Source organism: Pantoea sp. JK (genome assembly GCF_026130245.1).
GTDB lineage: Bacteria > Pseudomonadota > Gammaproteobacteria > Enterobacterales > Enterobacteriaceae > Pantoea > Pantoea trifolii.
Window position 1 is genome coordinate 589,497 of record NZ_JAINFN010000003.1, and the last position, 26,583, is coordinate 616,079.

Sequence of the window (26,583 nt, forward strand, 5' to 3'; positions counted from 1 at the left end):
GCCCGCACAGAACGTTGCTTCTGGGCGGGCGAATAACTACACCAGCGTTTTCAAGCGATAGATCCATTCCAGCGCTTGCTTCGGCGTTAAGCTGTCTGGGTCCAGCGCCTCAAGAGCATCAACCGCCAATGAGGTTTCCGCCACCAGCAACTGCATTTGCGAACCTTCCACCGTGGATGCGGCAGAGCTGCCAGATAACGCTTCCAGCTCCTTCAGTTTGTTACGTGCGCGCTTAATCACTTCCTTCGGCACGCCCGCCAGCGCCGCCACCGCGAGACCATAACTTTTGCTCGCAGCGCCATCCTGTACGCTGTGCATAAAGGCGATGGTGTCGCCGTGTTCGACCGCATCCAAATGCACATTCACGACGCCTTCCATTTTTTCTGGCAGCGTGGTCAGTTCGAAATAGTGGGTGGCGAACAGCGTCATGGCTTTAATGCGGTTCGCCAGACTTTCAGCGCAGGCCCATGCCAGCGACAAACCATCATAAGTTGAGGTGCCACGCCCGATTTCATCCATCAGTACCAGACTGTTTTCGGTAGCGTTATGCAGAATGTTGGCGGTTTCCGTCATCTCCACCATAAAGGTTGAGCGTCCGGAAGCCAGATCATCAGCAGCCCCGACGCGCGTGAAGATGCGATCGATAGGGCCGATGACGGTCTCTTCTGCTGGCACATAGCTGCCTATCCACGCCATCAGCGCGATCAACGCTGTCTGGCGCATGTAGGTACTTTTACCGCCCATATTGGGGCCGGTAATGATCAGCATGCGACGCTGCGGTGAGAGTGACAGCGGATTCGCGATAAACGGCTCTTTCAATACCTGCTCGACCACCGGATGGCGGCCTGCAGTAATACGGATGCCGGCTTTTTCTTGCAGCACCGGGCGGCAATAATTCAGCGTCCATGCACGTTCGGCCAGGTTTGCTAGCACGTCCAGCTCAGAGAGTGCAGCCGCACTGATTTGCAGGGCTTCAAGATGCGGTAGCAAGCGGTCAAACAGCTCATCGTAGAGACCTTTCTCCAGCGCCAGCGCTTTGCCCTTCGACGTCAGGACCTTATCTTCATACTCTTTTAGTTCAGGAATGATATAGCGTTCAGCATTCTTCAGCGTCTGGCGGCGAACGTAATGAATCGGCACCAGATGGCTTTGACCACGGCTGACCTGAATGTAGTAGCCGTGAATCGCGTTAAAGCCGACTTTCAGCGTATCCAGCCCGAGTTTCTCGCGCTCTCGGATTTCCAGACGATCAAGATAATCGGTGGCACCATCGGCTAGCGCACGCCACTCGTCGAGTTCAGCGTTGTATCCCGGAGCGATCACGCCACCGTCGCGCACCAGCACTGGCGGCGATTCAATGATCGCCTGTTCCAGCAACTCACGCAGTTCGGTAAATTCGCCCATCTGAGAGCGTAGATTAATTAACTGCGTGGCCTCAACGCCTTCAAGTTGTTGATTTAACGCTGGCAACTGCTGGAAGGCATGGCGCATACGTGCCAAATCGCGTGGGCGCGCGGTGCGCAGTGCCAGTCGCGCCAGAATACGCTCCAGATCGCCCACCTGGCGCAGCACCGGCTGCAGCTCTTGACTAAGCGATTGCAGTTCTGCGATAGACTCCTGACGCCGAGCAATGGTCGTGACATCACGCAGCGGCATATGCAGCCAGCGTTTCAGCATACGGCTGCCCATTGGCGTAACGGTTTTATCCAGTATCGCCGCCAGTGTGTTTTCAATGCCGCCAGCCAGATTTTGCGTAATTTCCAGGTTGCGGCGCGTAGCAGCATCCATGATCACGCTATCCTGCTGGCGCTCCATGCTCAGCGAGCGAATATGCGGCAGCGAAGTACGTTGCGTGTCTTTGACATATTGCAGCAGGCATCCTGCAGCGCGTAGCGCCAGATGCGCCTGCTCAACGCCAAAACCACTTAAGTCGCGGGTGCCAAATTGCAGGTTCAGCTGCTGGCGCGCCGTATCGATTTCATATTCCCACAGCGGACGGCGACGCAGGCCACGGCGTTGATCGATCAATGTCATGGCCTGGAAATCTTCGGGATAGAGTAGTTCAGCCGGATTGGTGCGCTGCAGTTCTGCTGCCATCGTCTCCACATCGCCGGGTTCACTCAGGCGGAAGCGGCCAGAACTGATGTCCAGCGTTGCATAACCAAAACCACGTTGGCTCTGGAAGATAGCGGCGAGCAAGTTATCCTGGCGCTCTTGCAGCAGGGCTTCATCGCTGATGGTGCCGGGTGTAACGATACGCACCACTTTTCGCTCAACCGGGCCTTTGCTCAAGGCCGGATCGCCAATCTGTTCACAGATCGCCACCGATTCGCCGAGCTGGACCAGTTTCGCCAGATAGCCTTCAACCGCATGGTAAGGCACGCCCGCCATCGGGATCGGTTCACCGGCAGAAGCGCCGCGTTTGGTCAGGGAGATCTCTAATAGCTGTGAAGCGCGTTTCGCATCATCGTAAAACAGCTCGTAGAAATCGCCCATGCGGTAAAACAGCAGGATGTCAGGATGATCGGCCTTCAGGCGCAGGTATTGCTGCATCATCGGCGTATGGCCACTAAAGTCCATTTGCTCTGCTCCTTTCATCTCATTCTCACTCAACGTTCATTCTTTTAATTACCTGAGGCTGGGTCAATGCAGCCCGGAAGTGTCGTTATCGTGTGGACGGATAACGAAAGCGGGATATTACCATTTTTGCCACCGGACCTTCATCCGCCAGCAGGGCTTTATGGCTGCCGACCATAACAAATTGCTGCAAACGGTAAAAAGCAAAATTTAATGAAAAAGGTAAAGTGTGGAGCCGTTTCGCAAATTCACGTTGTAACCGGCTGAAACAGGCGGGAAACGGTTAAATTTTAAGATATTGCTCTGTATGTCACTCCAATGAACGATTACCATGAGTGCTTACGGTTTCACCTGGCTTATGGATATCCAATGCGTTTTAAGGTTGCTCTTCTTCCGCTTATTACTTTGCTTGCTGCCTGCAGCAGTAAGCCTGCATCCCATCAGCAGCCCGCCGTTGTGCCTGCACCTAAAGGCGGTTTTTTGCTGGAACCTTCGCACGCGGTTCAACCGATGTTTGGCGATTTTGCGGGTAACCCTGCCGCTGAACAATTTATTGATCAAATGGTGGCAAAACACGGTTTTAACCGTGAGCAGCTGCACGCGGTGATTGGCCAGGCGAAGCGTCTGGATTACGTACTGCGCCTGATGGACCAGCAAGCGCCGAGCTACACGCCGCCAACCGGACCAAACGGTGCATGGATTCGCTATCGCAATAAGTTTATTACGCCGGATAACTTGCAGAATGGCGTGGCATTCTGGAATCAGTATCAGGATGCGCTACAGCGTGCGCAGCAGGTTTACGGTGTGCCGCCGGAAATCATTGTTGGCATTATCGGCGTTGAAACGCGCTGGGGCAGGGTAATGGGCAAAACGCGCTTGCTGGATGCACTGGCAACCTTGTCATTTAGCTACCCGCGTCGTGCAGCTTACTTCAGTGGTGAGCTGGAGACCTTCCTGCTGATGGCGCGCACAGAGCAAGACGATCCGCTGGATCTGCGCGGCTCCTTTGCCGGTGCGATGGGGTATGGACAGTTCATGCCATCCTCATATAAGCAATATGCGGTCGATTTTAATGGCGATGGTCATATCAACCTTTGGGATCCGGTTGATGCGATTGGCAGCGTAGCCAACTACTTTAAAGAACACGGCTGGCGTGCGGGTGAAAACGTTGCGGTGCCAGCCAGCGGTCAGGCTCCAGCGTTGGAGAATGGCTTTAAAACCAAGTACCCGGTAAGCACCTTAGCCGCGAGTGGTTTAACGCCACAGGGATCGCTGGATGGTAACTCTCAGGTAAGCTTGCTGCGTTTGGATCTCGGCACCAGTTATCAATATTGGTACGGCCTGCCCAACTTCTACGCCATTACGCGCTACAACCACAGCACCCACTATGCAATGGCGGTGTGGCAGTTGGGTGAAGCCGTGGCTAAAGCACGTCAGGGCGGCATGTTTTAATGCTGTCCATATAAAGTGTGAGGGTATAAGATGGCGCCCCTTTTGCGGTGCCATCTTCACCGCATCCGACTTCTGAGGAGCGCTTATGAGTACCTTACCTGCCTGTCCTGTATGCCAGGCCGATTACACCTGGCAAGATGGCGAGAACCTGAATTGCCCATCTTGCGGCCACATCTGGACGGCAAACGCCGATGATGCAGTTGACGGCTTGGTGGTGCGCGATTCCAACGGCAACCTGCTAGCGGATGGCGACAGCGTAACTGTCGTTAAAGATCTCAAGGTTAAAGGCAGCTCTTCTACGCTGAAAATTGGTACCAAAGTCAAAAGCATTCGCCTGGTGGAAGGCGATCACAACATTGATTGCAAGATTGATGGCTTTGGTCAGATGAAACTCAAATCTGAGTTCGTCAAAAAGAACTAATCACAGGACGGCTCGGCGCCGTCCTGCTTGTTTCAATTCAGCAACCGATCCACCTCCTCGCACTGTTCCGCTGTTAGCTCGCCACCATAATTGCGCGAGTAGCTGCGCATTGAATCAAATCGGCGTGCAACGGCCGTTTTTATGGTGGTAACAAAATCATCGCCAATGGTGTAAATCGCCATCAGTTTACCAATGCGTTGCTGAATCTCACTGAGCTGCGCTAAATCGCCCGCCCGCCAGGCCTGCATCGCACGGGCAAACAGCTCCGGTACAATATTGTTCAAGCCGGAAATCACACCTGAACCGCCAGCCAGCAGATTGGGTAGCAGATATTCGTCATAGCCGGAAAGTACGGTGAAATCGCTACGCACTTTCTTCGTTTCTTCAATCATTGCGCGGTTGTGCGACAAACAATCCATGGTGTCTTTGATGCCAATAAAGTTGGGTAACTCCGACGCCAGTTCTGCGACCAGCGCAGGCGTTAAATCGCAGCCGGTGCGCGCGGGGAAATTGTAGGCGAACCATTTGCCGCCCAGCTGTGTGTCCAGCGCCTTGAAATAGCTCAGCAGCTGTTTGTGTGTCTGCCCGTAATAGTAAGGAGGCAGCACCATCACAGCATTAAATCCGTTCTGCCAGGCCGCATCCGCCAGTTGCAGCATATCCGCAATACAGGTGCTGGAGACGTTTGCCACCATGCTCAGTGGCGAGAGTTGGCGCGCCTCGCGGATCAGCAACAGGCGCTCCTGTTGAGAGAGCGAGGCAAACTCGCCAATGCTGCCCATCAACAGCAAGGTATCAATGCCTGATTGATTCAGGCGCGAAAAATGGCGGCTAAGCGCATCAATATCCAGATTATTGTTACTGTCGAAGGGCGTTACTGACGGACACCATACGCCGGGCAATGCGGGTTGTGCAGACATAACAAGCTCCTTGGTTAAAAAATGAAACATCGTTTTAACTTAATGCTATCTGCGCAGGCTAACCAGTTGGCGAGGATAAAAAGGTGAGATATCGCACTTTTCTCTTTCTATTAAAGCGAGAAAAACAGGTAGTGTTTAGCCCCTCAGCCAAGACAGGAGCATTGCCATGCAAGACTGGAATCCACAGCTGTATCGCCAATTCGAATCAGAGCGAACCCGCCCGGCGCGTGAGCTATTGGAGCGCATTCCGCTCAGTGATGTGCGCTTTGCCACTGATCTTGGTTGCGGACCCGGCAACAGCACCGAGCTACTGGCACGAGCCTGGCCAGAGGCGCAGATAACCGGCATTGATAGCTCTGCCGCAATGTTAGAACAGGCGCGTGAACGTCTTCCCGCCTGCCACTTTCAGCAGGCCGATATTCGTCGCTGGCAGGCCGAACAGCCGCAGCAGGTCATCTATGCCAATGCCTCGCTGCAGTGGTTGACCGAGCATCACACCTTGCTGCCACATCTGGTTGATCAATTGGCCATCGATGGCGCGTTAGCGATTCAAATGCCCGATAACCTTGAAGAACCGTCGCACCGCTTGATGCGTGAAGTGGCGGCGAATGAAAAGTGGCAGGCGTTGATTTCACCTCAGGCGGCGGATCGCAAACGTCTGCTGACTACCGATCATTATTACGACTTGTTGACCGATGCGGGTTGCAAGGTTGATATCTGGCGCACCACTTATTATCACCCGATGGCAGATGCGCAGGGCATCATTACCTGGTTGCGTGCCACCGGGCTGCGTCCTTTCCTTGCTGGGCTTGATGAAACCCAGCAGGCAGCATTTCTCCATGACTATCATCAGGCACTTATTCCGGCTTACCCCGCACGCAGTAACGGCCAGGTTTTGTTAGCCTTCCCGCGCCTGTTTATGGTTGCAGTGAAAACAGGCTGAGGTATCTGGAAGCCAGTACGCAGAAATGATGGCTGAAGGTTGAAAAGGGCTTTTCAGCGCACCATTTACTGCTAACGTGAAGCGCCACAACGGGAGAAGGCGATGAACGATGAACAGTTACAGCAGCTAAGTCGCCGCATTGGCGAGCAGCTGAAGAAACGTCAGGCAACGGTGACCGCAGCGGAATCCTGCACCGGTGGCTGGATTGCGAAAGTCTTTACCGATATCAGCGGCAGCTCCGCCTGGTTTGAGCGCGGTTTCGTCACTTACAGCAATGAAGCTAAGCAGCAGATGGTGGGCGTACAGGACACAACACTGCAGCAGCATGGCGCCGTAAGTGAACAGACGGTGCGTGAGATGGCGACCGGTGCGGCAAAAGCAGCGGCGGCGGAATACGCCATCGCGGTAAGCGGTATTGCCGGTCCAGATGGTGGCACGCCCGATAAACCGGTGGGCACCGTGTGGTTTGCGATTGTGGGACCAGAGGGGCGCGTATTAGCGCAGCGCCAGATCTTTGCTGGCGACCGTGATGCGGTGCGCCGTCAATCAGTGGTCTGGGCGCTGCAAACGCTGCTTGATGAATTTATGATAAATTAAACTTGATACTGTATGACCATACAGTATAATTAGTGGCAACAGAACGAGCGACATACTTGATGTCGACTCACCCAGCATGATTAGGAGTGGAAATGGCGATCGACGAGAACAAACAGAAGGCTTTAGCTGCCGCACTGGGCCAGATTGAGAAGCAATTTGGTAAAGGCTCCATCATGCGCTTGGGTGAAGACCGCTCAATGGATGTCGAAACCATCTCTACCGGCTCACTGTCACTGGATATCGCGCTGGGCGCGGGTGGCTTGCCGATGGGACGTATCGTTGAGATTTACGGACCGGAGTCTTCGGGTAAAACCACGCTAACGCTGCAGGTTATTGCTTCTGCACAGCGCAAAGGCAAAACCTGTGCCTTTATCGATGCCGAGCACGCACTGGATCCGGTATACGCAAAAAAACTGGGCGTGGATATCGATAACTTGCTGTGTTCACAGCCGGATACCGGTGAGCAAGCGCTGGAGATTTGTGATGCGCTGGCGCGTTCAGGCGCAGTTGACGTCATCATCGTCGACTCCGTGGCGGCGCTGACGCCGAAAGCTGAAATCGAAGGCGAGATCGGCGATTCACACATGGGTCTGGCCGCCCGTATGATGAGCCAGGCAATGCGTAAGCTGGCGGGTAACCTGAAGCAGTCCAACACGCTGCTGATCTTCATCAACCAGATTCGTATGAAGATTGGTGTGATGTTCGGTAACCCGGAAACCACAACCGGCGGTAACGCGCTGAAATTCTACGCTTCTGTTCGTCTGGATATCCGCCGTATCGGTGCGATTAAAGAGGGCGACGAAGTTGTCGGTAGCGAAACCCGCGTGAAAGTCGTGAAGAACAAAATTGCGGCACCGTTTAAGCAAGCTGAATTCCAAATCATGTACGGCGAAGGTATCAACACCTTCGGCGAGCTGGTGGATCTTGGCGTGAAGCACAAGCTGGTTGAGAAAGCCGGTGCGTGGTACAGCTACAACGGTGAGAAGATTGGTCAGGGTAAAGCTAACTCCACCAACTTCCTTAAAGAGAACCCAGCGATTGCGAATGAGATCGACAAGAAGCTGCGTGACTTGCTGCTAAGTGGTGAGGTCGCCGCCGCAGACACCGCGAAAATCTCCGCTGATGATCGCGAAGAAGCCAGCGAAACTAACGAAGATTTCTAAAATATTAACGGGAGCAGAGATGCTCCCGTTTTGCTTTTCCCCGCCAGTGCTTTTCCTCTCTGCCTTCTTGCTTTACCCTGCGTCCCTGCACGACTGTTAGAACAAGGTTGATCCTATGTCATCGTCACCATCTGCGGCACCTGTGCCAACATATTCCCGTTTGCTGGACCGTGCTATGCGTATCCTCTCGCAGCGCGATCACAGTCGCGAAGAGCTGAAGCGTAAGTTGCAACTCTCTTCCCAACGTGCGGCCTATCTGCAGCAGCAGGAAAACACGCCGATTCCCGATGAGTTACTGGAAAAAGTGCTCGACTGGTGTCAGGAGAGCGGTTGGCTCAACGATGAGCGCTTTGCCGAACGCTTTATTCAAAGCCGTGCACGTAAGGGATATGGTCCACAGCGTGTGCGTATGGAGTTGCAGCAAAAGGGCATTGGCCGCGATGAGATCAATCAGGCGCTGTTCGATACCGAGGTGGACTGGAGCCAGTGCGCAGCCGACCTTGCCAAACGCAAATTTGGCGAACCCTTACCGCAAACCTGGACCGAGAAAAGCAAGGTTCAGCGTTTTTTGATGTCGAAAGGCTTTATGATGGAAGATATTCAGGCTGTTTTCAGAAATAGTGACGACTGAAAGGCGATGTGATTTTACTTCCCACTGAAGAAAATTTATCTTATTCCCACTTTTTGTTCCTCAGTCAGCGGCAGGCCGGATGGATAAGGTTTGCCAGCGAAAGGGAACGTTCGTTAGCGTGATTCCAGGAATTTTATGAGCAAGAGCACTGCTGAGATCCGTCAAGCGTTTCTCGACTTTTTTCATAGCAAGGGACATCAGGTTGTAGCCAGCAGCTCCCTCGTACCGAACAACGACCCGACTTTGCTGTTTACCAATGCCGGGATGGTCCAGTTTAAAGATGTTTTCCTCGGTCAGGATAAGCGCGACTATGCGCGCGCAACGACGTCTCAACGTTGTGTGCGTGCAGGGGGCAAGCATAACGACCTCGAAAACGTGGGCTACACGGCACGTCATCACACCTTCTTTGAAATGTTGGGCAACTTCAGCTTTGGTGATTACTTCAAGAAAGAAGCGATCGCTTATGCATGGGAACTGCTGACGGGTGAGCAGTGGTTTAAGCTGCCTAAAGAGCGCCTGTGGGTGACCGTCTATGAAACAGACGATGAAGCCTTCGAAATCTGGGCTAACGATATTGGTGTGCCGCGCGAGCGCATTATCCGTATTGGTGACAACAAAGGCAGCGCTTACGCATCAGATAACTTCTGGCAGATGGGCGACACCGGTCCTTGCGGTCCATGCACCGAAATTTTCTTCGATCACGGCGATCATATCTGGGGTGGCCCGCCGGGCAGCCCGGAAGAAGATGGCGATCGTTACATCGAGATTTGGAACATCGTCTTCATGCAGTTCAACCGTCAGGCCAACGGCACCATGGAGCCGCTGCCGAAACCGTCAGTGGATACCGGCATGGGTCTGGAGCGTATTGCTGCCGTGCTGCAGCACGTTAACTCCAACTATGAAATCGATCTGTTCGCCAAATTGATCAAGTCTGTTGCACAGGTAACTGGCGCAACCGATCTGGATAACAAGTCGTTGCGCGTAATCGCGGACCATATCCGCTCTTGTGCCTTCCTGATCGCCGATGGCGTAATCCCATCGAACGAAAACCGCGGCTATGTATTGCGTCGTATCATTCGTCGCGCAGTGCGTCACGGTAATATGCTGGGTGCGAAAGAAGCCTTCTTCTACAAGCTGGTTGCGCCACTGATCGAGGTGATGGGTGCCGCAGGTGAAGATCTGAAGCGTCAGCAGAAGCATGTTGAAAACGCGCTGAAGAACGAAGAAGAGCAGTTTGCTAAAACGCTGGAGCGTGGACTTGCGCTGCTGGATGAAGAGCTGGCGAAGCTGCAGGGCGATACCCTTGATGGCGAAACGGTGTTCCGTCTATACGATACCTTTGGTTTCCCGGCGGATTTGACCGCTGACGTGTGCCGTGAGCGCAATCTGAAGATTGATGAGGCTGGTTTTGAAACCGCGATGGAGCAGCAACGTCAGCGTGCGCGTGAAGCCAGTGGTTTTGGTGCCGACTACAACAATGTCATTCGCATCGATGCCGCAACCGACTTCAAAGGCTATGATCATCTGGAACTGAACGCGACAGTCGAAGCGCTGTTCGTCGACGGTCAGCAAGTCGAGCAGATCAGCGCAGGTCAGGACGCGGTGGTCGTGCTTGACGAAACGCCATTCTATGGCGAGTCAGGTGGACAGGTTGGCGATACCGGCGTGTTGGCTGGGCAGAATGCTGAATTTAGCGTTCAGGACACGCAGAAGTATGGTAAAGCGATTGGTCATATCGGTAAGCTGAGCAGCGGTCAGTTACGCGTTGGTGACCGTTTGCATGCCCAGGTTGATGAAACCCGCCGCGCGCGCATCCGTCTGAATCACTCCGCCACGCACTTGCTGCATGCCGCACTGCGTCAGGTATTAGGTGATCACGTAGGACAGAAAGGCTCGCTGGTTAACGATAAGTATCTGCGTTTCGACTTCTCTCATTTTGAAGCCATGAAGCCGCAGGAAATCCGTCAGGTTGAGGATATTGTTAACGCACAAATTCGCCGCAACCTTGCCGTTGAGACCGAAATCATGGATCTCGATGACGCAAAACAGAAGGGCGCAATGGCGCTGTTTGGTGAGAAGTACGATCAGCGCGTACGTGTGCTGACCATGGGCGATTTCTCTACCGAACTCTGTGGTGGTATCCACGCACTGCGTACCGGGGATATTGGCCTGTTCCGCATTCAGTCTGAATCGGGTACTGCTGCAGGTGTACGCCGTATTGAAGCCGTAACCGGCGAAGGTGCGTTGGCACAAGTGAATGCGCAGAGCCAACAGCTGCTGGATGTGGCGCAATTGGTGAAAGCCAATAGCAGTAATCTGAATGAGAAGGTGCGCGGCCTGGTTGATCACGTCCGTGCGCTGGAAAAAGAGTTGCAACAACTGCGCGATCAGCAAGCTGCGCAGGAAAGCGCTTCACTGAGCAGTAAGGCTGTTGACGTTAAAGGCACGAAGTTGCTGGTCAGTGAACTGAGCAACGTTGAGCCGAAAATGTTGCGTACCATGGTCGACGACCTGAAAAACCAGTTAACGTCTGCCATCATCGTGCTGGCAACGGTTGATGATGGAAAAGTTTCACTGATTGCTGGTGTGACCAAAGATCTCACTGACCGCGTAAAAGCTGGCGAGCTGATTGGCGAACTAGCCTCTCAGGTTGGCGGTAAAGGCGGTGGTCGCCCAGATATGGCTCAGGCCGGCGGTACAAATCCGCAGGCGCTGTCTGGCGCGCTAGCTGGCGTGCAGGAATGGGTCAGTAACCGACTGTAACGTATAAAACTTCGCATTGTGATAAGCGCCAGAAGCCCGTTTTCTGGCGCTTTTTTAACGCGGTGCACACCAGGTAATGACAAAGTCCGGTTGATGTAGTGTATTTCGGCTAAACTAACTATCAGCAGAATGTATTGGCATGGCGAAGCACAATGGTGTATTTGTCATAGGCATTGTTCAGCGTTATATGATGGATACGGCCGGGAGACCGAACAAGCCCGACTCTTTTAATCTTTCAAGGAGCAAAGAATGCTTATTCTAACTCGTCGAGTTGGTGAAACCCTCATGATTGGCGATGAGGTGACTGTAACGGTGCTGGGTGTAAAAGGTAACCAGGTCCGCATTGGTGTTAACGCGCCTAAAGAAGTTTCGGTTCATCGCGAAGAGATCTATCAGCGTATTCAAGCCGAAAAAACTCAAGCCTCGAGTTACTAACGGATTCAGCGCCTCGCTCCTGAGCGAGGCGCTACCGGTTTTTCCCCTCAAGTCCCGCACATCTCCCGTTTTTCTTTCTCAATTCACCCAGTCTTTTAATCCTCATTTGTGTTCTCCAGCAGCCATTCTTTGTTGATAAATCACTCTTTTTGTCGTTAAAGCATGCGAATTGAGCGTCATTTGTGCAATCAAACAAAAGGCTGGAAATAAATGTTTGACTTATAAGTCCGGGAAAGTAATATGTGCGCCACGCAGTGCCGATGAGCAGAAACAAGTTCAGAAGCACGGTTCGGAAGAACGCGTAAGGTGAGGTGGCCGAGAGGCTGAAGGCGCTCCCCTGCTAAGGGAGTATGCGGTCAAAAGCTGCATCCGGGGTTCGAATCCCCGCCTCACCGCCATTTCCGATGCATCCATAGCTCAGCTGGATAGAGTACTCGGCTACGAACCGAGCGGTCGGAGGTTCGAATCCTCCTGGATGCACCATTCGGAATGGTGAAGTAAGAGTGAACGAGCAGTTCCTTTCATGGTGAGTTGTTAGCACCCTGCGTTGTACAAGAATTAACTCGATGCATCCATAGCTCAGCTGGATAGAGTACTCGGCTACGAACCGAGCGGTCGGAGGTTCGAATCCTCCTGGATGCACCATTCTTCGTATCATCCTCAGGTTGTTTCAGTTAGTCCATCGTAAGAAAACCTCAATGCATCCATAGCTCAGCTGGATAGAGTACTCGGCTACGAACCGAGCGGTCGGAGGTTCGAATCCTCCTGGATGCACCATTCCTCTTCACACTTCTCAACATTGACTTCAGCAGTAACTCGATGCATCCATAGCTCAGCTGGATAGAGTACTCGGCTACGAACCGAGCGGTCGGAGGTTCGAATCCTCCTGGATGCACCATCTCTTCTTCATTACCTTTCTGTTTCGACTCTCAGTTTCTGAATCCTGCGCCAATCAAATCCACTGGTAAAAAAATTACTGAATTAACCGGCGTTTATGCCCGGCATTGCACTCTGACCTTTTTCCGAAAACGAAAAAAACTAATGCTTTCAAAGCATTTGCGGTTAAGCGCGCCTGGCGACAACCTGAGCGCATTACGCTAAAGTAATGGCTCATTTTGTGGTGCTCGATGGAGTGACAATGTACGACCAATATGATGCCCTGATTTTCGATATGGACGGCACAATTCTGGATACTGAGCCGACACATCGAAAAGCCTGGCAACAGGTGCTTGGCCGCTATGGTTTCACCATGGATGAAGAAAAAATGGTGAGTTTTAATGGCGCTCCAACCTGGCAACTGGCGCAGTTCATTCTTGAGCAGAACAATGCAACGCACGATCCGCATCTGCTGGCGGCGGAAAAAACCGCTGCACTGAAAGCGATGTTGCTAGATGACGTGCGTCCGCTGCCGTTGATGGACGTGGTCAAAGCCTATCATGGTCGCCGCCCGATGGCGGTGGGCACCGGCAGTGAACACAGCCTGGCAAAAGCCCTGCTCGAAGAGCTAGGCGTTTACCACCTGTTTGATGCGGTTGTCGGAGCGGATGACGTACAGCGTCATAAACCGCAGCCGGATACCTTTTTACGCTGCGCTGAATTAATGGGCATCGCGCCCGAGCGCTGTGTGGTGTTTGAGGATGCTGACTTCGGTGTACAAGCCGCCAAAGCAGCAGGCATGGACGTGGTTGATGTCCGTTTACTGTGAATGAATTTCTGACCTATGGATCGTTATTCGGCAGCAGCTTCCTGAGTGCGACTCTGTTACCGGGGAGCTCGGAAGCGGTGCTGGTTGCACTGCTGATCGCCCAAAAAGGTTCGGTTTATGGATTGTTATTGGCTGCATCAGTGGGAAACACACTGGGCGGCCTGACCAACATTCTTCTTGGTCGCCTGATGCCGCCAAAAGGGCAAGGGCGATGGCACGACACAGCAATGACGTGGTTACACCGATTGGGACCTGCAGCACTGATTTTCAGCTGGCTGCCGGTAGTGGGCGACTTACTCTGCGTGCTCGCAGGCTGGTTGCGCTTTGCCTGGCTGCCTTCGGTACTGTTCCTCGCCATCGGTAAAACGCTGCGTTATATCGTTATCGCGACCGCCACATTACAAACAATGCAATGGTGGCATTGATTCGCACAGATTCGAGGCTACGGTTAACATTATGCTGAACAAAAATAAATTATTCACACAGCGGGAGGTTAATGTGATCCCGGACGTATCTAAGGCACTTTCCTGGCTGGAAGCGCATCCTGACGCGTTAAAGGGTATCGGCCGTGGTATTGAGCGCGAGTCGTTACGCGTAAAACCCGATGGTCACCTGGCAACCACAGGACATCCTGAGTCACTCGGTTCAGCGCTTAAGCACGACTGGATCACCACCGATTTTGCTGAGACGCTGATGGAGTTCATCACGCCGGTTGATCAGAGCATCGATCGTTCACTGGCATTCCTGCGCGATATTCACCGCCATGTGGCGCGTGAGTTGGGCGATGAGCGTTTGTGGCCTTTCAGCATGCCTGGCTTCATTGATGATGTTAATAGCATCGAGCTGGCGCAATATGGCAGCTCGAATATCGGCAAAATGAAAACGCTGTATCGTCAGGGCCTGAAGAACCGCTATAGCGCGTTGATGCAGATTATTTCTGGCGTGCACTACAACTTCTCGCTGCCGCTGTCGTTTTGGCAGGAGTGGGCGGATGTGAAAGATGCCGAAAGCGGCAAAGAGACCATCTCTGCCGGCTATCTGCGTTTGATTCGCAACTACTATCGTTTTGGCTGGGTCATTCCGTATCTGTTCGGTGCATCGCCAGCGATCTGCTCCTCATTCCTGCAAGGGCGTGAGAGCAATCTGCCGTTTGAAACTGATGGCAAAGGCACGTTGTGGCTACCTCATGCCACCTCGCTGCGCCTGAGCGATCTCGGTTACACCAATAAATCTCAGAGCGGATTGGGCATCACCTTTAACTCGCTGGAAGGTTATGTTGCGGCACTGAAAGCGGCGATCAAAACGCCGTCGGAAGAGTATGCCGCCATGGGCACAAAAGATGCCGATGGCAACTGGCTGCAGCTGAACACCAACGTGCTGCAGATTGAAAACGAGCTGTATGCACCGATTCGTCCAAAACGCGTTACGCGTTCAGGTGAAGCGCCATCTGATGCGCTGCTGCGCGGCGGGATTGAATACATTGAAGTGCGTTCGCTGGACATCAACCCATTCTCCGCGATTGGTGTAGATGCCGATCAGGCGCGCTTCCTCGATCTGTTCCTGATTTGGTGTACGCTGGCTGATGCGCCGGAAATGAGCGCGGATGAGTTGCTGTGTACGCGTAAAAACTGGAACCGCGTGGTGATGGAAGGGCGCAAACCCGGCCAGGTCATTGCTGTGGGTTGTAGCGAAACTGAACATACGCTGGTTGAAGTGGGCAAAGCGCTGTTTGCCGATCTGCGTCGCGTGGCGGAAGTGCTCGACAGCAATCACGGCAACACGCAATATCAACAGGTTTGCGATCAACTGGTGGCATCTTTCGACGATCCTGAGCTAACCTATTCCGCGCGTATTCTGCATGCGATCAAAGAAAACGGTTTGACCGGCGCTGGCGTGGCCTTGGCGGAGCAATACCGTCATCTGCTGTGTGAAGAGTCGTTAGAGATTCTGACTGAAGAGGACTTTAGTCGTCAGGCGTTGGAGTCGATGCAGGCACAAGAGAAGCTGGAACAGAGCGATACGCTGGATTTCGAAAGTTACCTTGCGGGCCGCGAAGGCTAGAAAAGAAAATGGCCACATCAATGTGGCCAAAATAAACATCTCTGTTGTCAGGGATGATGATAACAAATGCGCGTCTTTCATATATTCAGACGCTGGACGAACAGAAAAGTTTCATCGTTTTAAAAAAAATCTCAAAACAGGAGGTGACGTATGCCACTACTGGATAGTTTTACTGTTGATCACACCATCATGGGCGCACCTGCAGTACGCGTAGCAAAAACCATGAAAACTCCGCATGGCGATACCATCACCGTTTTCGACCTGCGTTTTTGCCGTCCGAATATTGAAATTCTGACTGAGCGTGGCATTCATACGCTGGAGCACCTGTTTGCTGGCTTCATGCGTAATCACCTGAATGGTGATGGCGTTGAAATCGTCGACATCTCTCCAATGGGTTGCCGTACTGGCTTCTACATGAGTTTGATTGGTACGCCTGACGAGCAGCGTGTAGCGAAAGCCTGGAAAGGCGCGATGGAAGATGTTCTGAAAGTCAAAGAGCAGGGCCAGATTCCAGAGCTGAACGAATATCAGTGCGGCAGCTACAAACTGCACTCACTGGATGAAGCGCAGCAGATCGCGCGCAATGTGCTGGCTCACGACATCGGCGTGAACCGCAACGAAGATTTGAAGCTGCCAGCTGAAAAGCTGAAAGAGCTGCACATCTAGTTGAGACACAATGAAAAACGCCGCGATTATCGCGGCGTTTTTGTTTGCAGGCTTCAGGAGCCGATGGAGGATTTCAGTGCGTGGTGCGGCGTGATGCGCACCTGTTTCACCATGTTGTCCTGCACATCGAGGATATCGATATCGTAGGCTCCAAGGGTAACGCGGGTATCAACCAGCGGAATTTCTTCCAGTGCTTCCAGCAGCATGCCGTTAATGGTGCGCGCATCCTCTTCCGGCAGCGTCCAGTTGAAGGCTTTGTTGATTTCACGCACATTGGCGCTGCCTTCAATCAATACCGAACCATCGTTTTGCGGCATCACTTCTTCGGCCAGCGATGGCGACATTGAGGTGGTGAAATCGCCAACGATCTCTTCCAGAATATCTTCGATTGTCACTAAGCCTTTAACATCACCATATTCATCAACCACCATGCCGACTTTCTTTTTATTACGCTGAAATTTAACCAGCTGCACGTTAAGCGGCGTGCCTTCCGGCACATAGTAAATTTCATCAGCAGCACGCAGCAGGCGATCTTTGTTGAACTCTTTCTTCTCGGTCATCATGCGCCAGGCTTCACGCACGCGCAGCATACCAACGCAATCGTCCAGCGAATCGCGGAACAGGACGATGCGTCCATGCGGCGAATGACTCAGCTGGCGCTCAATGGATTTCCAGTCATCATTGACGTTGATGCCGACGATCTCATTGCGCGGCACCATGATGTCATCCACGCTGACTTTCTCCAGATCGAGTACTGACAGCAGCATGTCCTGATTACGGCGCGACATCAGCGAACGTGACTCATGCACGATGGTGCGCAACTCTTCTTTGCTCAACGCCGAGTTGATTGAACCGTCGGTTTTAATGCCCACCATGCGCATCAAAATGCGGGTGATGGTATTCAGCAGCCACACCAGCGGCAACATCACGTACTGCAGCGGAGCCAGTAACACGCTGCTGGGATAGGCGACTTTTTCTGGATAGAGCGCCGCGACCGTTTTCGGCAGCACTTCAGCAAATACCAGCACCACAAAAGTCAGAATACCGGTAGCAATCGCCACGCCGGCATCGCCATACAGGCGCATACCAACAATGGTGCCAAGAGCGGAGGCGAGGATATTAACGAGGTTGTTGCCGATTAAAACCAGGCTGATCAGGCGATCGGGACGACGCAGAAGTTTTTCCACCCGACGCGCGCCGCGATTACCGCTTTTGGCTTTATGGCGCAGTTTGTAACGATTGAGCGTCATCATGCCGGTCTCTGAACCGGAGAAATACGCAGAGACCAGCACCATGATGACCAGCGTAATGATCAGCGTGGTGGTTGAAACGTGTTCCAACACAAAATCCTTAGTGAGAAGTGAGCAGGTGCTGAAGCACGCGACTGCCGAAGTAGGCCATGGTTAGCAGCAATGCGCCGCCACAGTTAAACCACACGACGCGGCGTCCGCGCCAGCCTTCACGATAGTGTCCCCAAAGCAGAACGATGTAGACAAACCAGGCAATGATGGAGAGAACCGCTTTATCCACATTCTCCGCGCTAAACAGGTTATGCATGAAGAGCAAACCGGTGCAGAGCACCAGCGTCAACAGCACGACACCAATCTGCGTGATGTGGAACATTTTGCGCTCAATGCTGAGCAGCGGCGGCATATCCTGAGTGAAAGCCAGTTTCTTATTTTTTAACTGGTAATCGATCCACGCCAGCTGCAGCGCATACAGTGCCGCGATGATCAGCGTGGCATAGGCAAACAACGACAGACCGATGTGAACCATCATGCCCGGCGTGGTTTCCAGATGCGTAATAAAGGCATTGGGCACAAAGGTGGCAAAGGCCAGATTAATCAATGCAAAGCTGTAAACAATCGGTAGCAGCAGCCAGCCACGATTGCGCGAGGCGACAATTGTCATGATGGCGCAGATCAGCAGGCTAACCAGCGAGCCGATATTAAGCAGGCTGAGGTTTTGCCCGTTATCAACAGCAAAAATGCGCTGCTGCAGGGCAACGGCGTGCGCAATCAGCGCCACGCAGGCGGAAAGCACAGCAAAACGACGCCAGCCACCGTTGCGTTTAAGCAGGCTGGGAATGATCAATGCAAGACTGAGGGAGTAGGCGAACAGCGCCACGATCGCGAAAACGAACATAGATCCTTTCAGGTATCGGTCAGATAAGGAAAAAAGCAGTATAGCGCCAGCAGCAGCAGGCTCCAAACGATCTGACGGTCAATTGCAGAGATCGCTTCGTCTTCGTGTTATAATCCGGCGCATTGTGTCGCCTATGGCGGCCTCGCTACGGTTCTAAGTGAGAGAGCATGTTTGATAATTTAACCGATCGTTTGTCGCAAACCCTGCGCAATATCAGCGGCCGCGGAAGGCTGACCGAAGACAACATCAAAGACACGCTGCGTGAAGTTCGCATGGCGCTGCTGGAAGCTGACGTTGCGCTGCCGGTGGTGCGTGAATTTATTAATCGCGTGAAAGAGGCCGCCGTTGGCCACGATGTGAACAAAAGCCTGACGCCAGGCCAGGAGTTCATCAAAATCGTGCGCAACGAATTGGTTGCGGCGATGGGCGCTGAAAATAATGCGCTCAATCTGAATGCTCAGCCGCCAGCCGTGGTGCTGATGGCCGGTTTGCAAGGTGCCGGTAAAACTACCAGCGTGGCAAAACTGGGTAAATTCTTGCGCGAGAAGCACAAGAAGAAAGTGTTGGTGGTTTCTGCTGACGTTTATCGCCCTGCGGCGATCAAACAGTTGGAAACCCTGGCTGAGCAGGTCGGCGTTGATTTCTGTCCGTCCGATCTGAGCCAAAAGCCGGTCGACATTGTTCAGAACGCGCTGAAACAAGCCAAAGTGCAATTCTACGATGTGCTGCTGGTGGATACCGCCGGTCGTTTACACGTCGACGAAGCGATGATGGACGAAATCAAACAGGTACACGCCGCGATCAATCCGGTGGAAACGCTGTTTGTGGTCGATGCCATGACCGGTCAGGATGCCGCCAACACCGCCAAAGCTTTCAACGAAGCGCTGCCGTTGACCGGTGTGATCCTGACGAAAGTCGATGGTGATGCGCGCGGTGGTGCGGCGCTGTCGATTCGTCACATCACCGGCAAGCCAATCAAATTTATGGGGATGGGCGAGAAGACCGAAGCGCTGGAAGCTTTCTATCCAGAGCGTATCGCGTCGCGCATTCTCGGCATGGGCGATGTTCTGTCGCTGATCGAAGATATCGAGAGCAAAGTTGACCGCGATCAGGCGGAGAAACTGGCGAAGAAACTGAAAACCGGCGACGGTTTTGATCTCAACGACTTCCTTGAGCAGTTGAAGCAGATGCGCAACATGGGCGGCATGGCGAGCCTGATGGGCAAACTGCCGGGCATGGGACAACTGCCTGACAACGTGAAATCGCAGATGGATGACAAAGTGCTGGTTCGCATGGAAGCCATCATCAATTCGATGACGCGTAAAGAGCGTGAGAAGCCAGAAATTATTAAGGGTTCGCGCAAACGTCGTATTGCGCTGGGCTCAGGCATGCAGGTGCAGGACGTCAACCGACTGCTGAAACAGTTCGATGATATGCAGCGCATGATGAAGAAAATGAAGAAAGGCGGCATGGCCAAAATGATGCGTGGCATGAAAGGTATGATGCCGCCTGGATTCCCTGGTCGCTAAGGCGGCCGCATAGAAAGCCGGTTATTTGACACACTCAGGTTGCTTTTTGCGCCAAAATGAGTAAAATCTTCGGGCTTTTTATATCGCGCTCGGGCCCCGTTCCTCGATGGGGCCCGAGCGCTTTATTAACTAATGAGGATGTTATGGTAACAATTCGTTTGGCACGTCACGGCGCTAAAAAGCGTCCGTTCTATCAGGTCGTCGTCACTGACAGCCGCAATGCTCGTAACGGTCGTTTCATCGAGCGCGTAGGTTTCTTCAACCCGATCGCTTCTGGTCAGGCTGAAGGTCTGCGTCTGGATCTGGACCGTATTGAGCACTGGGTTGGCCAGGGCGCAACGCTTTCTGATCGCGTTAACGCGCTGATCAAAGAAGCAAAGAAAGCAGCTTAATCTGTCACGGTGGTGAGCATGAGCATTAAACCTGCCGGGCAGCCTCCCGTTAACCCGATTGTATTGGGAAAAATGGGCGCGGCTTACGGAATTCGGGGTTGGCTCAAAGTGTTTTCCTCCACTGAAGACGCTGAAAGCATCTTCGACTACCAACCTTGGTTCATCCAGCGCGCCGGTAAATGGCAGCAGGTCGAACTCGAGGGCTGGAAGCACCACAATCAGGACCTGATCATCAAAGTCAAAGGCATTGACGATCGGGACGCTGCAGCACAGTTGACCAATTGCGAAATTACGGTTGACTCCACGCAGCTGCCAGCGCTGGAAGCAGGTGATTACTACTGGAAAGACCTTATGGGTATGAAAGTAGTGAACCTCGAAGGCTACGAGATGGGCAAAGTCATTGATTTGATGGAAACCGGATCGAACGACGTTCTCGTCGTTAAGGCAAACCTGAAGGATGCATTCGGTGCGCAAGAGCGGTTAATTCCGTTTCTTGATGAACAGGTTATCAAGAAAGTCGATCTCTCTACTGGCCTTATTGAAGTAGATTGGGATCCTGGTTTTTGATCTCCGGACAATCCGGTAACGTAACGGCGAACGCGATGTGGATTGGTGTTATTAGCCTGTTTCCAGAGATGTTTCGCGCTATTACCGAGTACGGGGTAACTGGCCGGGCAGTAAAAAATGGCCTGCTCGACATTCAAAGCTGGAGTCCTCGTGACTTCACGCATGACCGGCACCGTACCGTGGACGATCGTCCTTACGGCGGCGGACCGGGAATGTTGATGATGGTGCAACCCTTACGGGACGCCATCTCCGCAGCGAAAGCGGCGGCGGGAGAAGGCGCTAAGGTGATTTATCTTTCACCTCAGGGACGCAAACTGGACCAACAGGGCGTTTGCGAACTGGCGACCAATCAGAAGTTGATTCTGGTATGTGGTCGCTACGAAGGGATAGATGAGCGCGTGATTCACACAGAGATTGATGAAGAATGGTCAATCGGTGATTACGTTCTCAGTGGCGGTGAGCTACCAGCCATGACGTTAATTGACTCGGTCGCCCGGTTTATTCCCGGCGTACTGGGGAAACAGGCGTCAGCCGATGAGGATTCGTTCTCGGATGGTTTGCTGGATTGCCCGCACTACACCCGACCTGAAGTGTTAGAAGGGATGGAAGTTCCGCCAGTTTTACTGTCGGGCAACCATGCCGATATTCGCCGCTGGCGCCTGAAACAGTCGTTAGGCCGTACCTGGCTAAGAAGACCTGAACTTCTGGAAAACCTGGCTCTGACTGAAGAGCAAGCACGGTTGCTAAATGAGTTCCAGCGTGAACATCAGCAGCAACAAAACGATGAGGCGGGAGAGTAATCTTCCCTCACTATCAGTTTACCCAGGATAAGAGATTTAATTATGAGCAACATTATCAAGCAACTTGAACAAGAGCAGATGAAGCAGGACGTACCTTCATTCCGTCCGGGTGATTCCGTGGAAGTGAAAGTATGGGTCGTAGAAGGTTCTAAGAAGCGTCTGCAGGCATTCGAGGGCGTGGTTATCGCTATTCGTAACCGCGGTCTGCATTCTGCATTCACTGTTCGTAAGATTTCTAACGGCGAAGGTGTTGAGCGTGTCTTCCAGACTCACTCTCCAGTAATTGACAGCATTGCTGTTAAACGTCGTGGTGCTGTGCGTAAAGCCAAACTGTATTACCTGCGTGAGCGTACCGGTAAGTCAGCTCGTATCAAAGAGCGTCTTGGCGCGTAAGCGACTTCTCAAAGTTAATAGCAAACAAGGGGTTGGCCATTTGGCTGGCCCCTTTTTTTATGGGCGCTGTAAATGATAAATCGCGGCGTTCACCGCTCCGCTCTCCAGAATGATTAGCCCAAAGCAATAATCAACTAAAGTGAAGCCGCAGCGTAAGGCAACCGCGCGACTGGCGTGATTCTCTTCTGCTGCAAGAATCTCTAGCTGATTGATATGTGGATGCTGGAAGCCAAATTCGACCAACTGCGCCACCGCACGCGTCGCAACGCCTTGCCGCTGAGCATCACTGCGCACCCAATATCCTAATGCACTCCTTTCGTCCGGATTCTTTGCGAAACGAATACCGGCGCTTCCCAGCAACCGATCGTTGCCATCCACAATCGCGAACTCTTCCGCTTCGCCTTTACTGCGTTGAATGCGCGTGAAATCGATCCAGCTTGCCGCTTCATCAGGATGATAATCGTCGTGGGCCCAGGCCATCCAGGGTTTTAACGTACTCAGCGATTCGTTGACGGCCTGAGTAAAAGCATTGATATCCTGCAACGTGAAAGGACGCAGTGTGATAAGCGAAATGGACATCGCACGATCCCTGAAAAATAATGAATAACAGAATGTTAGCTTGGCTGATGGCAAAATTCACTAACGGGACTCATTATGATGTAATTATATGTTTACAGGCTGGTGTTTTGGTGCGCTAAATTAAATTATTGTAATTTAAGGTTTTTATGTGTTTTTAAGTGGTTTTTTATTTTGATGGTAATAAAAGTGTACATGTGTGGATTGCATGATGTACATGATGTGATAAAGTAAGCGCCATCCTCAGTGAGGATCCCAAACCGCATAAACGAGTAAAAAGGATCGCAATCATGCAAAAAGACGCGCTGAACAATGTGCATATCGCCGACGAACAAATTTTGATTACCCCGCAAGAGCTGAAAGCCAAATTCCCGCTCACTGCGGCGCAGGAAGCGCAAATTGCGTCTTCTCGCCAGACCATTGCCGACATTATTGCGGGCCGCGATCCGCGCCTGTTGGTGGTTTGTGGTCCTTGTTCAATTCACGATACCGAAGCCGCACTTGCCTATGCCCGTCAGTTGCAATCTCTCTCTGCACAGTTGAAGGATCAGCTGTACATCGTTATGCGCGTTTATTTTGAAAAACCTCGAACCACCGTCGGCTGGAAAGGGTTGATCAATGATCCTTACATGAACAACTCGTTTGATATGGAAGCCGGCCTGCATATCGCACGTCAGCTGCTGGTTAATCTCGTCGAGATGGGATTACCGCTGGCGACCGAAGCGCTGGATCCCAACAGCCCACAATACCTTGGCGATCTGTTTAGCTGGTCAGCGATCGGTGCGCGTACCACCGAATCACAAACCCACCGTGAAATGGCTTCAGGTCTCTCCATGCCGGTTGGTTTTAAAAATGGTACGGATGGCAGCCTTGGTACCGCGATTAACGCCATGCGCGCGGCTGCGATGCCGCACCGTTTTGTTGGTATCAATCAGGCTGGTCAGGTTTGCTTGCTGCAAACCCAGGGCAACCCTGATGGACATGTGATTCTGCGCGGCGGCAAAGCACCAAACTACGGCCCAGAAGATGTCGCTCAGTGTGAAAAAGAGATGCTGAAAGCGGGACTGCGTCCGGCCTTAATGATAGATTGCAGCCATGGTAATTCTAACAAAGACTATCGCCGCCAGCCTGGCGTAGCCGAATCGGCTATCGCGCAGATTAAAGATGGAAACCGTTCCATCATTGGCCTGATGTTGGAAAGCAACATTCATGAAGGCAATCAGTCTTCTGAACAGCCACGTAGCGAAATGAAATACGGTGTATCCGTCACTGATGCTTGCATCGACTGGGAAACCACTGAAACGTTGCTGCGTGAAATCCATCAGGATCTGCAGGGAGTGCTGTCGGCGCGTCTGTCACACGAGGTGTAATGAGTCATGGTGGCTGAACTGACCGCGCTACGCGATCAAATCGATGAAGTAGATAAAGCACTGCTTGGGTTACTGGCAAAACGACTGGAGCTGGTAGCCGAAGTAGGGGAAGTTAAAAGCCGCTACGGTTTGCCGATCTATGTTCCTGAGCGTGAAGCCAGCATGTTGGCTTCACGCCGCCAGGAAGCTGAAGCGCTCGGTGTCTCGCCGGATTTGATTGAAGATGTATTGCGTCGCTTGATGCGTGAATCTTATGCGCATGAAAATGACAAAGGCTTCAAAACACTGTGTCCGACGCTGCGTCCGGTGGTGATTGTAGGTGGCCGCGGCCAGATGGGGCGTCTGTTTGAAAAGATGCTGACACTTTCTGGCTATCAGGTCCGCATTCTGGATAAAGGCGATTGGGATCGTTCGGACGAGCTGCTGAAAGATGCGGGCATGGTGATCATCAGTGTGCCAATCCATCTGACAGAGCAAATTATCGGTGAGCTGCCGAAATTGCCAGAAGACTGCATTCTTGTCGATCTGGCCTCGGTGAAGAATCGCCCGCTGCAAGCGATGCTAGCCGCGCACACCGGACCGGTTCTGGGCTTGCATCCGATGTTTGGCCCGGACAGCGGCAGCCTGGCGAAGCAGGTTGTGGTGTGGTGCGATGGCCGTCAGCCGGAAGCTTATCAGTGGTTCCTTGAGCAGATTCAGGTTTGGGGCGCGCGCCTGCATCGTATCAGTGCCGTTGAGCACGATCAGAATATGGCGTTTATTCAGGCACTGCGTCACTTTGCGACTTTCGCTTATGGTCTGCATCTGGCGGAAGAGAACGTTAATCTGGATCAGCTGTTAGCGTTATCTTCGCCGATCTACCGCCTTGAACTAGCGATGGTTGGACGTCTGTTTGCGCAGGATCCACAGCTTTACGCGGACATCATTATGTCCTCGGAGAGTAATCTGGCGCTGATCAAACGTTATTACCAACGATTTGGCGATGCGATCAAACTGCTCGAGCAGGGCGATAAGCAAGCCTTCATCGATAGCTTCGAGCGGGTTGAACACTGGTTTGGTGATTACGCGAAACGCTTCCTTGTCGAAAGCAGAAGCATGCTGCGATCGGCGAACGACAGCCGGCAGTAAAAACAAAAGGCATCCGCGAGGATGCCTTTTTGCTTAGAGGCGCGGTTCAACCGGCACCACATTCTCACCTGGATAGCAGCCGAGAACTTTTAATGAACGAGTTAAGCCGCTTAACTCCGTTAACGCCAACTGCATATTCTCTGATTGCAGATTGCCTTGCACATCAATATAAAACATCTCTTCCCATGGATTGCCGTTGATTGGACGGTTTTCCAGTTTGCTCATGATCAGGCCGTGGTTACGCAATACCATCAGCGCTTCAACCAATGCGCCCGCTTGTTGGCCAGTCGCCATGATCAACGTAGTTTTTGCCGGAACCTGACCGGAAACCTCAATTGCTTTACGTGCCAGCACGATGAAGCGCGTATGGTTCTGCTGCTGATTGGCCAGATTACGCTCCAGTACCTGCAATCCATACAGCTCACCGCCCGCTTCACTACCCAATGCGGCAACCTTCGGGGAATTCATCGCGGCCACTTTCTCCATCGCTGCAGCGGTGCTTTCGGTGTATTCGATTTTCCATTGCGGGAAGCGATTGATGAATTGGCTGCACTGCTGGAATGGCTGTGGATGGCTGTACACCGTTTCGATCTGCTGTAGATCGGTGCTGGCGTTGACCAGCACACAGTGCTCAATTGGAATGGTCAGTTCACCCACAATCGATAGCGTAGTTTGCTGAAGCAGGTCGTAAACGTCGTTAATCGAGCCAGAGCTGGTATTTTCAATCGGCATTACCGCGTAATCCGCCTGACCACTCTCGACCTGATGAATAATGTCATGGAATTTCAGGCAGCCAATCTCCACCATTGAATCGAAATGTCGGGTGGCATATTTACGCGCGGCAAGATGTGAGTAAGAACCTTTCGGCCCGAGGAATGCAATGCGCGGCGCGTGAGCGTGTGGATGGTTAAGATTCTTTTGCAGCAACGCTTGCTGGGTAAGAACAGAATCTTCAATAACCAGTTGGAACAGGCGGGTAATGTAATGCGCATCAAGCTGATGCTTTTTACCCAGAGAAATCAGGTTTTCCAGCAGTGCGCGTTCACGTTCTACGTCGCGGATAGGGCGATGCGTTGCCAGCTTAGCTTGGGCAACTTCAACAGCCAGTGTGCGACGCTCCGACAAAAGCGCTAAGAGTTTTTCATCAACGGCGCTGATTTTATCGCGTAATGCCAGCAGCGGATTTTCGGGATTCATAGGGCTCACCTGTAAAATGTCCAATAAAAAAGCCCCCCATTTGGGAGGCTTTGCTGTTCGTCTTCGCATTCATTTTCACATGACGAATCGCCTCCCAATCAGGGGAAGGTAAAAAAGAATGCGAAGAAGAACGGCAGATGTTTCATGGTTGT

The 26,583-nt window shown here is 52.5% G+C and carries 26 protein-coding genes, 5 tRNA genes and 1 other annotated feature; of the genes, 24 read left to right on the forward strand and 7 right to left on the reverse strand.

Going from position 1 to position 26,583, the window contains the following annotated elements; all coding sequences use genetic code 11:
• Positions 1 to 36: 36 nt before the first annotated feature.
• Positions 37 to 2,580: a DNA mismatch repair protein MutS gene (mutS, locus tag PanJK_RS10180; RefSeq protein WP_265299420.1), complete on the reverse strand. Its 2,544-nt coding sequence runs from the start codon at positions 2,578 to 2,580 to the stop codon at positions 37 to 39.
• Between the two features lie 366 nt (positions 2,581 to 2,946).
• Between mutS and mltB the strand changes: the two genes are divergently transcribed.
• On the forward strand, positions 2,947 to 4,029 hold the full coding sequence (gene mltB / locus PanJK_RS10185; protein ID WP_265299422.1) for a lytic murein transglycosylase B: 1,083 nt from the start codon (positions 2,947 to 2,949) through the stop codon (positions 4,027 to 4,029).
• A gap of 85 nt (positions 4,030 to 4,114) precedes the next feature.
• Positions 4,115 to 4,450, forward strand: a complete 336-nt coding sequence (locus tag PanJK_RS10190; protein WP_265299424.1) for a zinc ribbon domain-containing protein YjdM — start codon at positions 4,115 to 4,117, stop codon at positions 4,448 to 4,450.
• A 32-nt stretch (positions 4,451 to 4,482) separates the two neighbouring features.
• Here the strand turns inward: PanJK_RS10190 and PanJK_RS10195 are convergent, their stop codons facing one another.
• A complete protein-coding gene (locus PanJK_RS10195) occupies positions 4,483 to 5,370 on the reverse strand; it encodes a dihydrodipicolinate synthase family protein (RefSeq protein WP_265299426.1) in 888 nt (295 codons plus the stop codon).
• Positions 5,371 to 5,536: 166 nt separating this feature from the next.
• Between PanJK_RS10195 and tam the strand changes: the two genes are divergently transcribed.
• From tam to luxS, 15 genes are all read left to right on the forward strand, one after another.
• Positions 5,537 to 6,313, forward strand: a complete 777-nt coding sequence (gene tam / locus PanJK_RS10200; protein WP_265299429.1) for a trans-aconitate 2-methyltransferase — start codon at positions 5,537 to 5,539, stop codon at positions 6,311 to 6,313.
• A 102-nt stretch (positions 6,314 to 6,415) separates the two neighbouring features.
• Positions 6,416 to 6,910, forward strand: a complete 495-nt coding sequence (gene pncC, locus PanJK_RS10205; protein WP_265299432.1) for a nicotinamide-nucleotide amidase — start codon at positions 6,416 to 6,418, stop codon at positions 6,908 to 6,910.
• A gap of 92 nt (positions 6,911 to 7,002) precedes the next feature.
• Complete coding sequence (gene recA / locus PanJK_RS10210; protein ID WP_008104515.1) at positions 7,003 to 8,073, forward strand: recombinase RecA; 1,071 nt, start codon at positions 7,003 to 7,005, stop codon at positions 8,071 to 8,073.
• Between the two features lie 175 nt (positions 8,074 to 8,248).
• Positions 8,249 to 8,704, forward strand: coding sequence for a regulatory protein RecX (locus PanJK_RS10215; RefSeq protein WP_265299435.1), 456 nt, complete (start codon positions 8,249 to 8,251; stop codon positions 8,702 to 8,704).
• Between the two features lie 135 nt (positions 8,705 to 8,839).
• Positions 8,840 to 11,467 (forward strand): alanine--tRNA ligase, encoded by a 2,628-nt coding sequence (alaS, locus tag PanJK_RS10220; protein WP_265299437.1) that lies wholly within the window; start codon positions 8,840 to 8,842, stop codon positions 11,465 to 11,467.
• A 249-nt stretch (positions 11,468 to 11,716) separates the two neighbouring features.
• Positions 11,717 to 11,902 (forward strand): carbon storage regulator CsrA, encoded by a 186-nt coding sequence (gene csrA / locus PanJK_RS10225; RefSeq protein ID WP_008104508.1) that lies wholly within the window; start codon positions 11,717 to 11,719, stop codon positions 11,900 to 11,902.
• Positions 11,903 to 12,207: 305 nt separating this feature from the next.
• Positions 12,208 to 12,300: transfer RNA gene (locus tag PanJK_RS10230), tRNA-Ser, on the forward strand.
• Positions 12,301 to 12,308: 8 nt separating this feature from the next.
• Positions 12,309 to 12,385, forward strand: a tRNA-Arg gene (locus PanJK_RS10235).
• 85 nt (positions 12,386 to 12,470) lie between these two features.
• A tRNA-Arg gene (locus PanJK_RS10240) sits at positions 12,471 to 12,547 on the forward strand.
• A 55-nt stretch (positions 12,548 to 12,602) separates the two neighbouring features.
• Positions 12,603 to 12,679 (forward strand) — tRNA-Arg (locus PanJK_RS10245).
• A 44-nt stretch (positions 12,680 to 12,723) separates the two neighbouring features.
• Positions 12,724 to 12,800: transfer RNA gene (locus PanJK_RS10250), tRNA-Arg, on the forward strand.
• Positions 12,801 to 13,040: 240 nt separating this feature from the next.
• A complete protein-coding gene (yqaB, locus tag PanJK_RS10255) occupies positions 13,041 to 13,607 on the forward strand; it encodes a fructose-1-phosphate/6-phosphogluconate phosphatase (RefSeq protein ID WP_256697202.1) in 567 nt (188 codons plus the stop codon).
• Positions 13,604 to 14,032 carry a YqaA family protein gene (locus tag PanJK_RS10260; protein ID WP_061719953.1) on the forward strand — a complete coding sequence of 143 codons (429 nt, stop codon included), beginning with the start codon at positions 13,604 to 13,606 and terminating at the stop codon, positions 14,030 to 14,032. The genes yqaB and PanJK_RS10260 overlap by 4 nt, the downstream gene beginning before the upstream one ends.
• Positions 14,033 to 14,063: 31 nt before the next feature.
• Positions 14,064 to 15,668, forward strand: a complete 1,605-nt coding sequence (gene gshA / locus PanJK_RS10265; RefSeq protein WP_265299441.1) for a glutamate--cysteine ligase — start codon at positions 14,064 to 14,066, stop codon at positions 15,666 to 15,668.
• 150 nt (positions 15,669 to 15,818) lie between these two features.
• Positions 15,819 to 16,334, forward strand: coding sequence for an S-ribosylhomocysteine lyase (luxS, locus tag PanJK_RS10270; protein ID WP_007893307.1), 516 nt, complete (start codon positions 15,819 to 15,821; stop codon positions 16,332 to 16,334).
• Positions 16,335 to 16,387: 53 nt separating this feature from the next.
• Here the strand turns inward: luxS and PanJK_RS10275 are convergent, their stop codons facing one another.
• Together PanJK_RS10275 and PanJK_RS10280 are read right to left on the reverse strand one after the other, a co-directional pair.
• Positions 16,388 to 17,674 (reverse strand): HlyC/CorC family transporter, encoded by a 1,287-nt coding sequence (locus tag PanJK_RS10275; RefSeq protein WP_008108991.1) that lies wholly within the window; start codon positions 17,672 to 17,674, stop codon positions 16,388 to 16,390.
• 10 nt (positions 17,675 to 17,684) lie between these two features.
• Positions 17,685 to 18,479, reverse strand: a complete 795-nt coding sequence (locus tag PanJK_RS10280; RefSeq protein ID WP_008108993.1) for an inner membrane protein YpjD — start codon at positions 18,477 to 18,479, stop codon at positions 17,685 to 17,687.
• Between the two features lie 167 nt (positions 18,480 to 18,646).
• On the opposite strand from PanJK_RS10280, the gene ffh reads away from it, so the two are divergent.
• The 5 genes from ffh (at position 18,647) to rplS (ending at position 22,160) form a co-directional block, all read left to right on the forward strand.
• On the forward strand, positions 18,647 to 20,008 hold the full coding sequence (gene ffh / locus PanJK_RS10285; RefSeq protein WP_008108995.1) for a signal recognition particle protein: 1,362 nt from the start codon (positions 18,647 to 18,649) through the stop codon (positions 20,006 to 20,008).
• A 143-nt stretch (positions 20,009 to 20,151) separates the two neighbouring features.
• Positions 20,152 to 20,400 carry a 30S ribosomal protein S16 gene (rpsP, locus tag PanJK_RS10290; RefSeq protein WP_007893313.1) on the forward strand — a complete coding sequence of 83 codons (249 nt, stop codon included), beginning with the start codon at positions 20,152 to 20,154 and terminating at the stop codon, positions 20,398 to 20,400.
• Between the two features lie 18 nt (positions 20,401 to 20,418).
• Entirely contained in the window at positions 20,419 to 20,967 is a 549-nt protein-coding gene (gene rimM, locus PanJK_RS10295) for a ribosome maturation factor RimM (RefSeq protein WP_008108998.1), read from the forward strand.
• 35 nt (positions 20,968 to 21,002) lie between these two features.
• The gene (gene trmD, locus PanJK_RS10300) at positions 21,003 to 21,767 is read left to right on the forward strand and encodes a tRNA (guanosine(37)-N1)-methyltransferase TrmD (RefSeq protein WP_036649673.1); all 765 of its coding nucleotides are present in this window, start codon (positions 21,003 to 21,005) and stop codon (positions 21,765 to 21,767) included.
• A gap of 42 nt (positions 21,768 to 21,809) precedes the next feature.
• Positions 21,810 to 22,160, forward strand: coding sequence for a 50S ribosomal protein L19 (rplS, locus tag PanJK_RS10305; RefSeq protein WP_007893316.1), 351 nt, complete (start codon positions 21,810 to 21,812; stop codon positions 22,158 to 22,160).
• Between the two features lie 57 nt (positions 22,161 to 22,217).
• On the opposite strand, the gene PanJK_RS10310 is transcribed toward rplS, so the two are convergent.
• Positions 22,218 to 22,739, reverse strand: coding sequence for a GNAT family N-acetyltransferase (locus PanJK_RS10310; protein ID WP_265299448.1), 522 nt, complete (start codon positions 22,737 to 22,739; stop codon positions 22,218 to 22,220).
• 287 nt (positions 22,740 to 23,026) lie between these two features.
• Between PanJK_RS10310 and PanJK_RS10315 the strand changes: the two genes are divergently transcribed.
• The gene (locus PanJK_RS10315; protein WP_061719955.1) at positions 23,027 to 24,106 is read left to right on the forward strand and encodes a 3-deoxy-7-phosphoheptulonate synthase; all 1,080 of its coding nucleotides are present in this window, start codon (positions 23,027 to 23,029) and stop codon (positions 24,104 to 24,106) included.
• A 6-nt stretch (positions 24,107 to 24,112) separates the two neighbouring features.
• A complete protein-coding gene (gene tyrA, locus PanJK_RS10320; protein ID WP_008109005.1) occupies positions 24,113 to 25,234 on the forward strand; it encodes a bifunctional chorismate mutase/prephenate dehydrogenase in 1,122 nt (373 codons plus the stop codon).
• A gap of 33 nt (positions 25,235 to 25,267) precedes the next feature.
• Here the strand turns inward: tyrA and pheA are convergent, their stop codons facing one another.
• Positions 25,268 to 26,431: a bifunctional chorismate mutase/prephenate dehydratase gene (pheA, locus tag PanJK_RS10325; RefSeq protein ID WP_265299453.1), complete on the reverse strand. Its 1,164-nt coding sequence runs from the start codon at positions 26,429 to 26,431 to the stop codon at positions 25,268 to 25,270.
• Between the two features lie 22 nt (positions 26,432 to 26,453).
• Positions 26,454 to 26,578, reverse strand: a sequence feature (Phe leader region).
• Positions 26,530 to 26,577: a pheA operon leader peptide PheL gene (pheL, locus tag PanJK_RS10330; RefSeq protein ID WP_100703679.1), complete on the reverse strand. Its 48-nt coding sequence runs from the start codon at positions 26,575 to 26,577 to the stop codon at positions 26,530 to 26,532. (Overlaps the previous feature by 48 nt.)
• Positions 26,579 to 26,583: the final 5 nt, after the last annotated feature.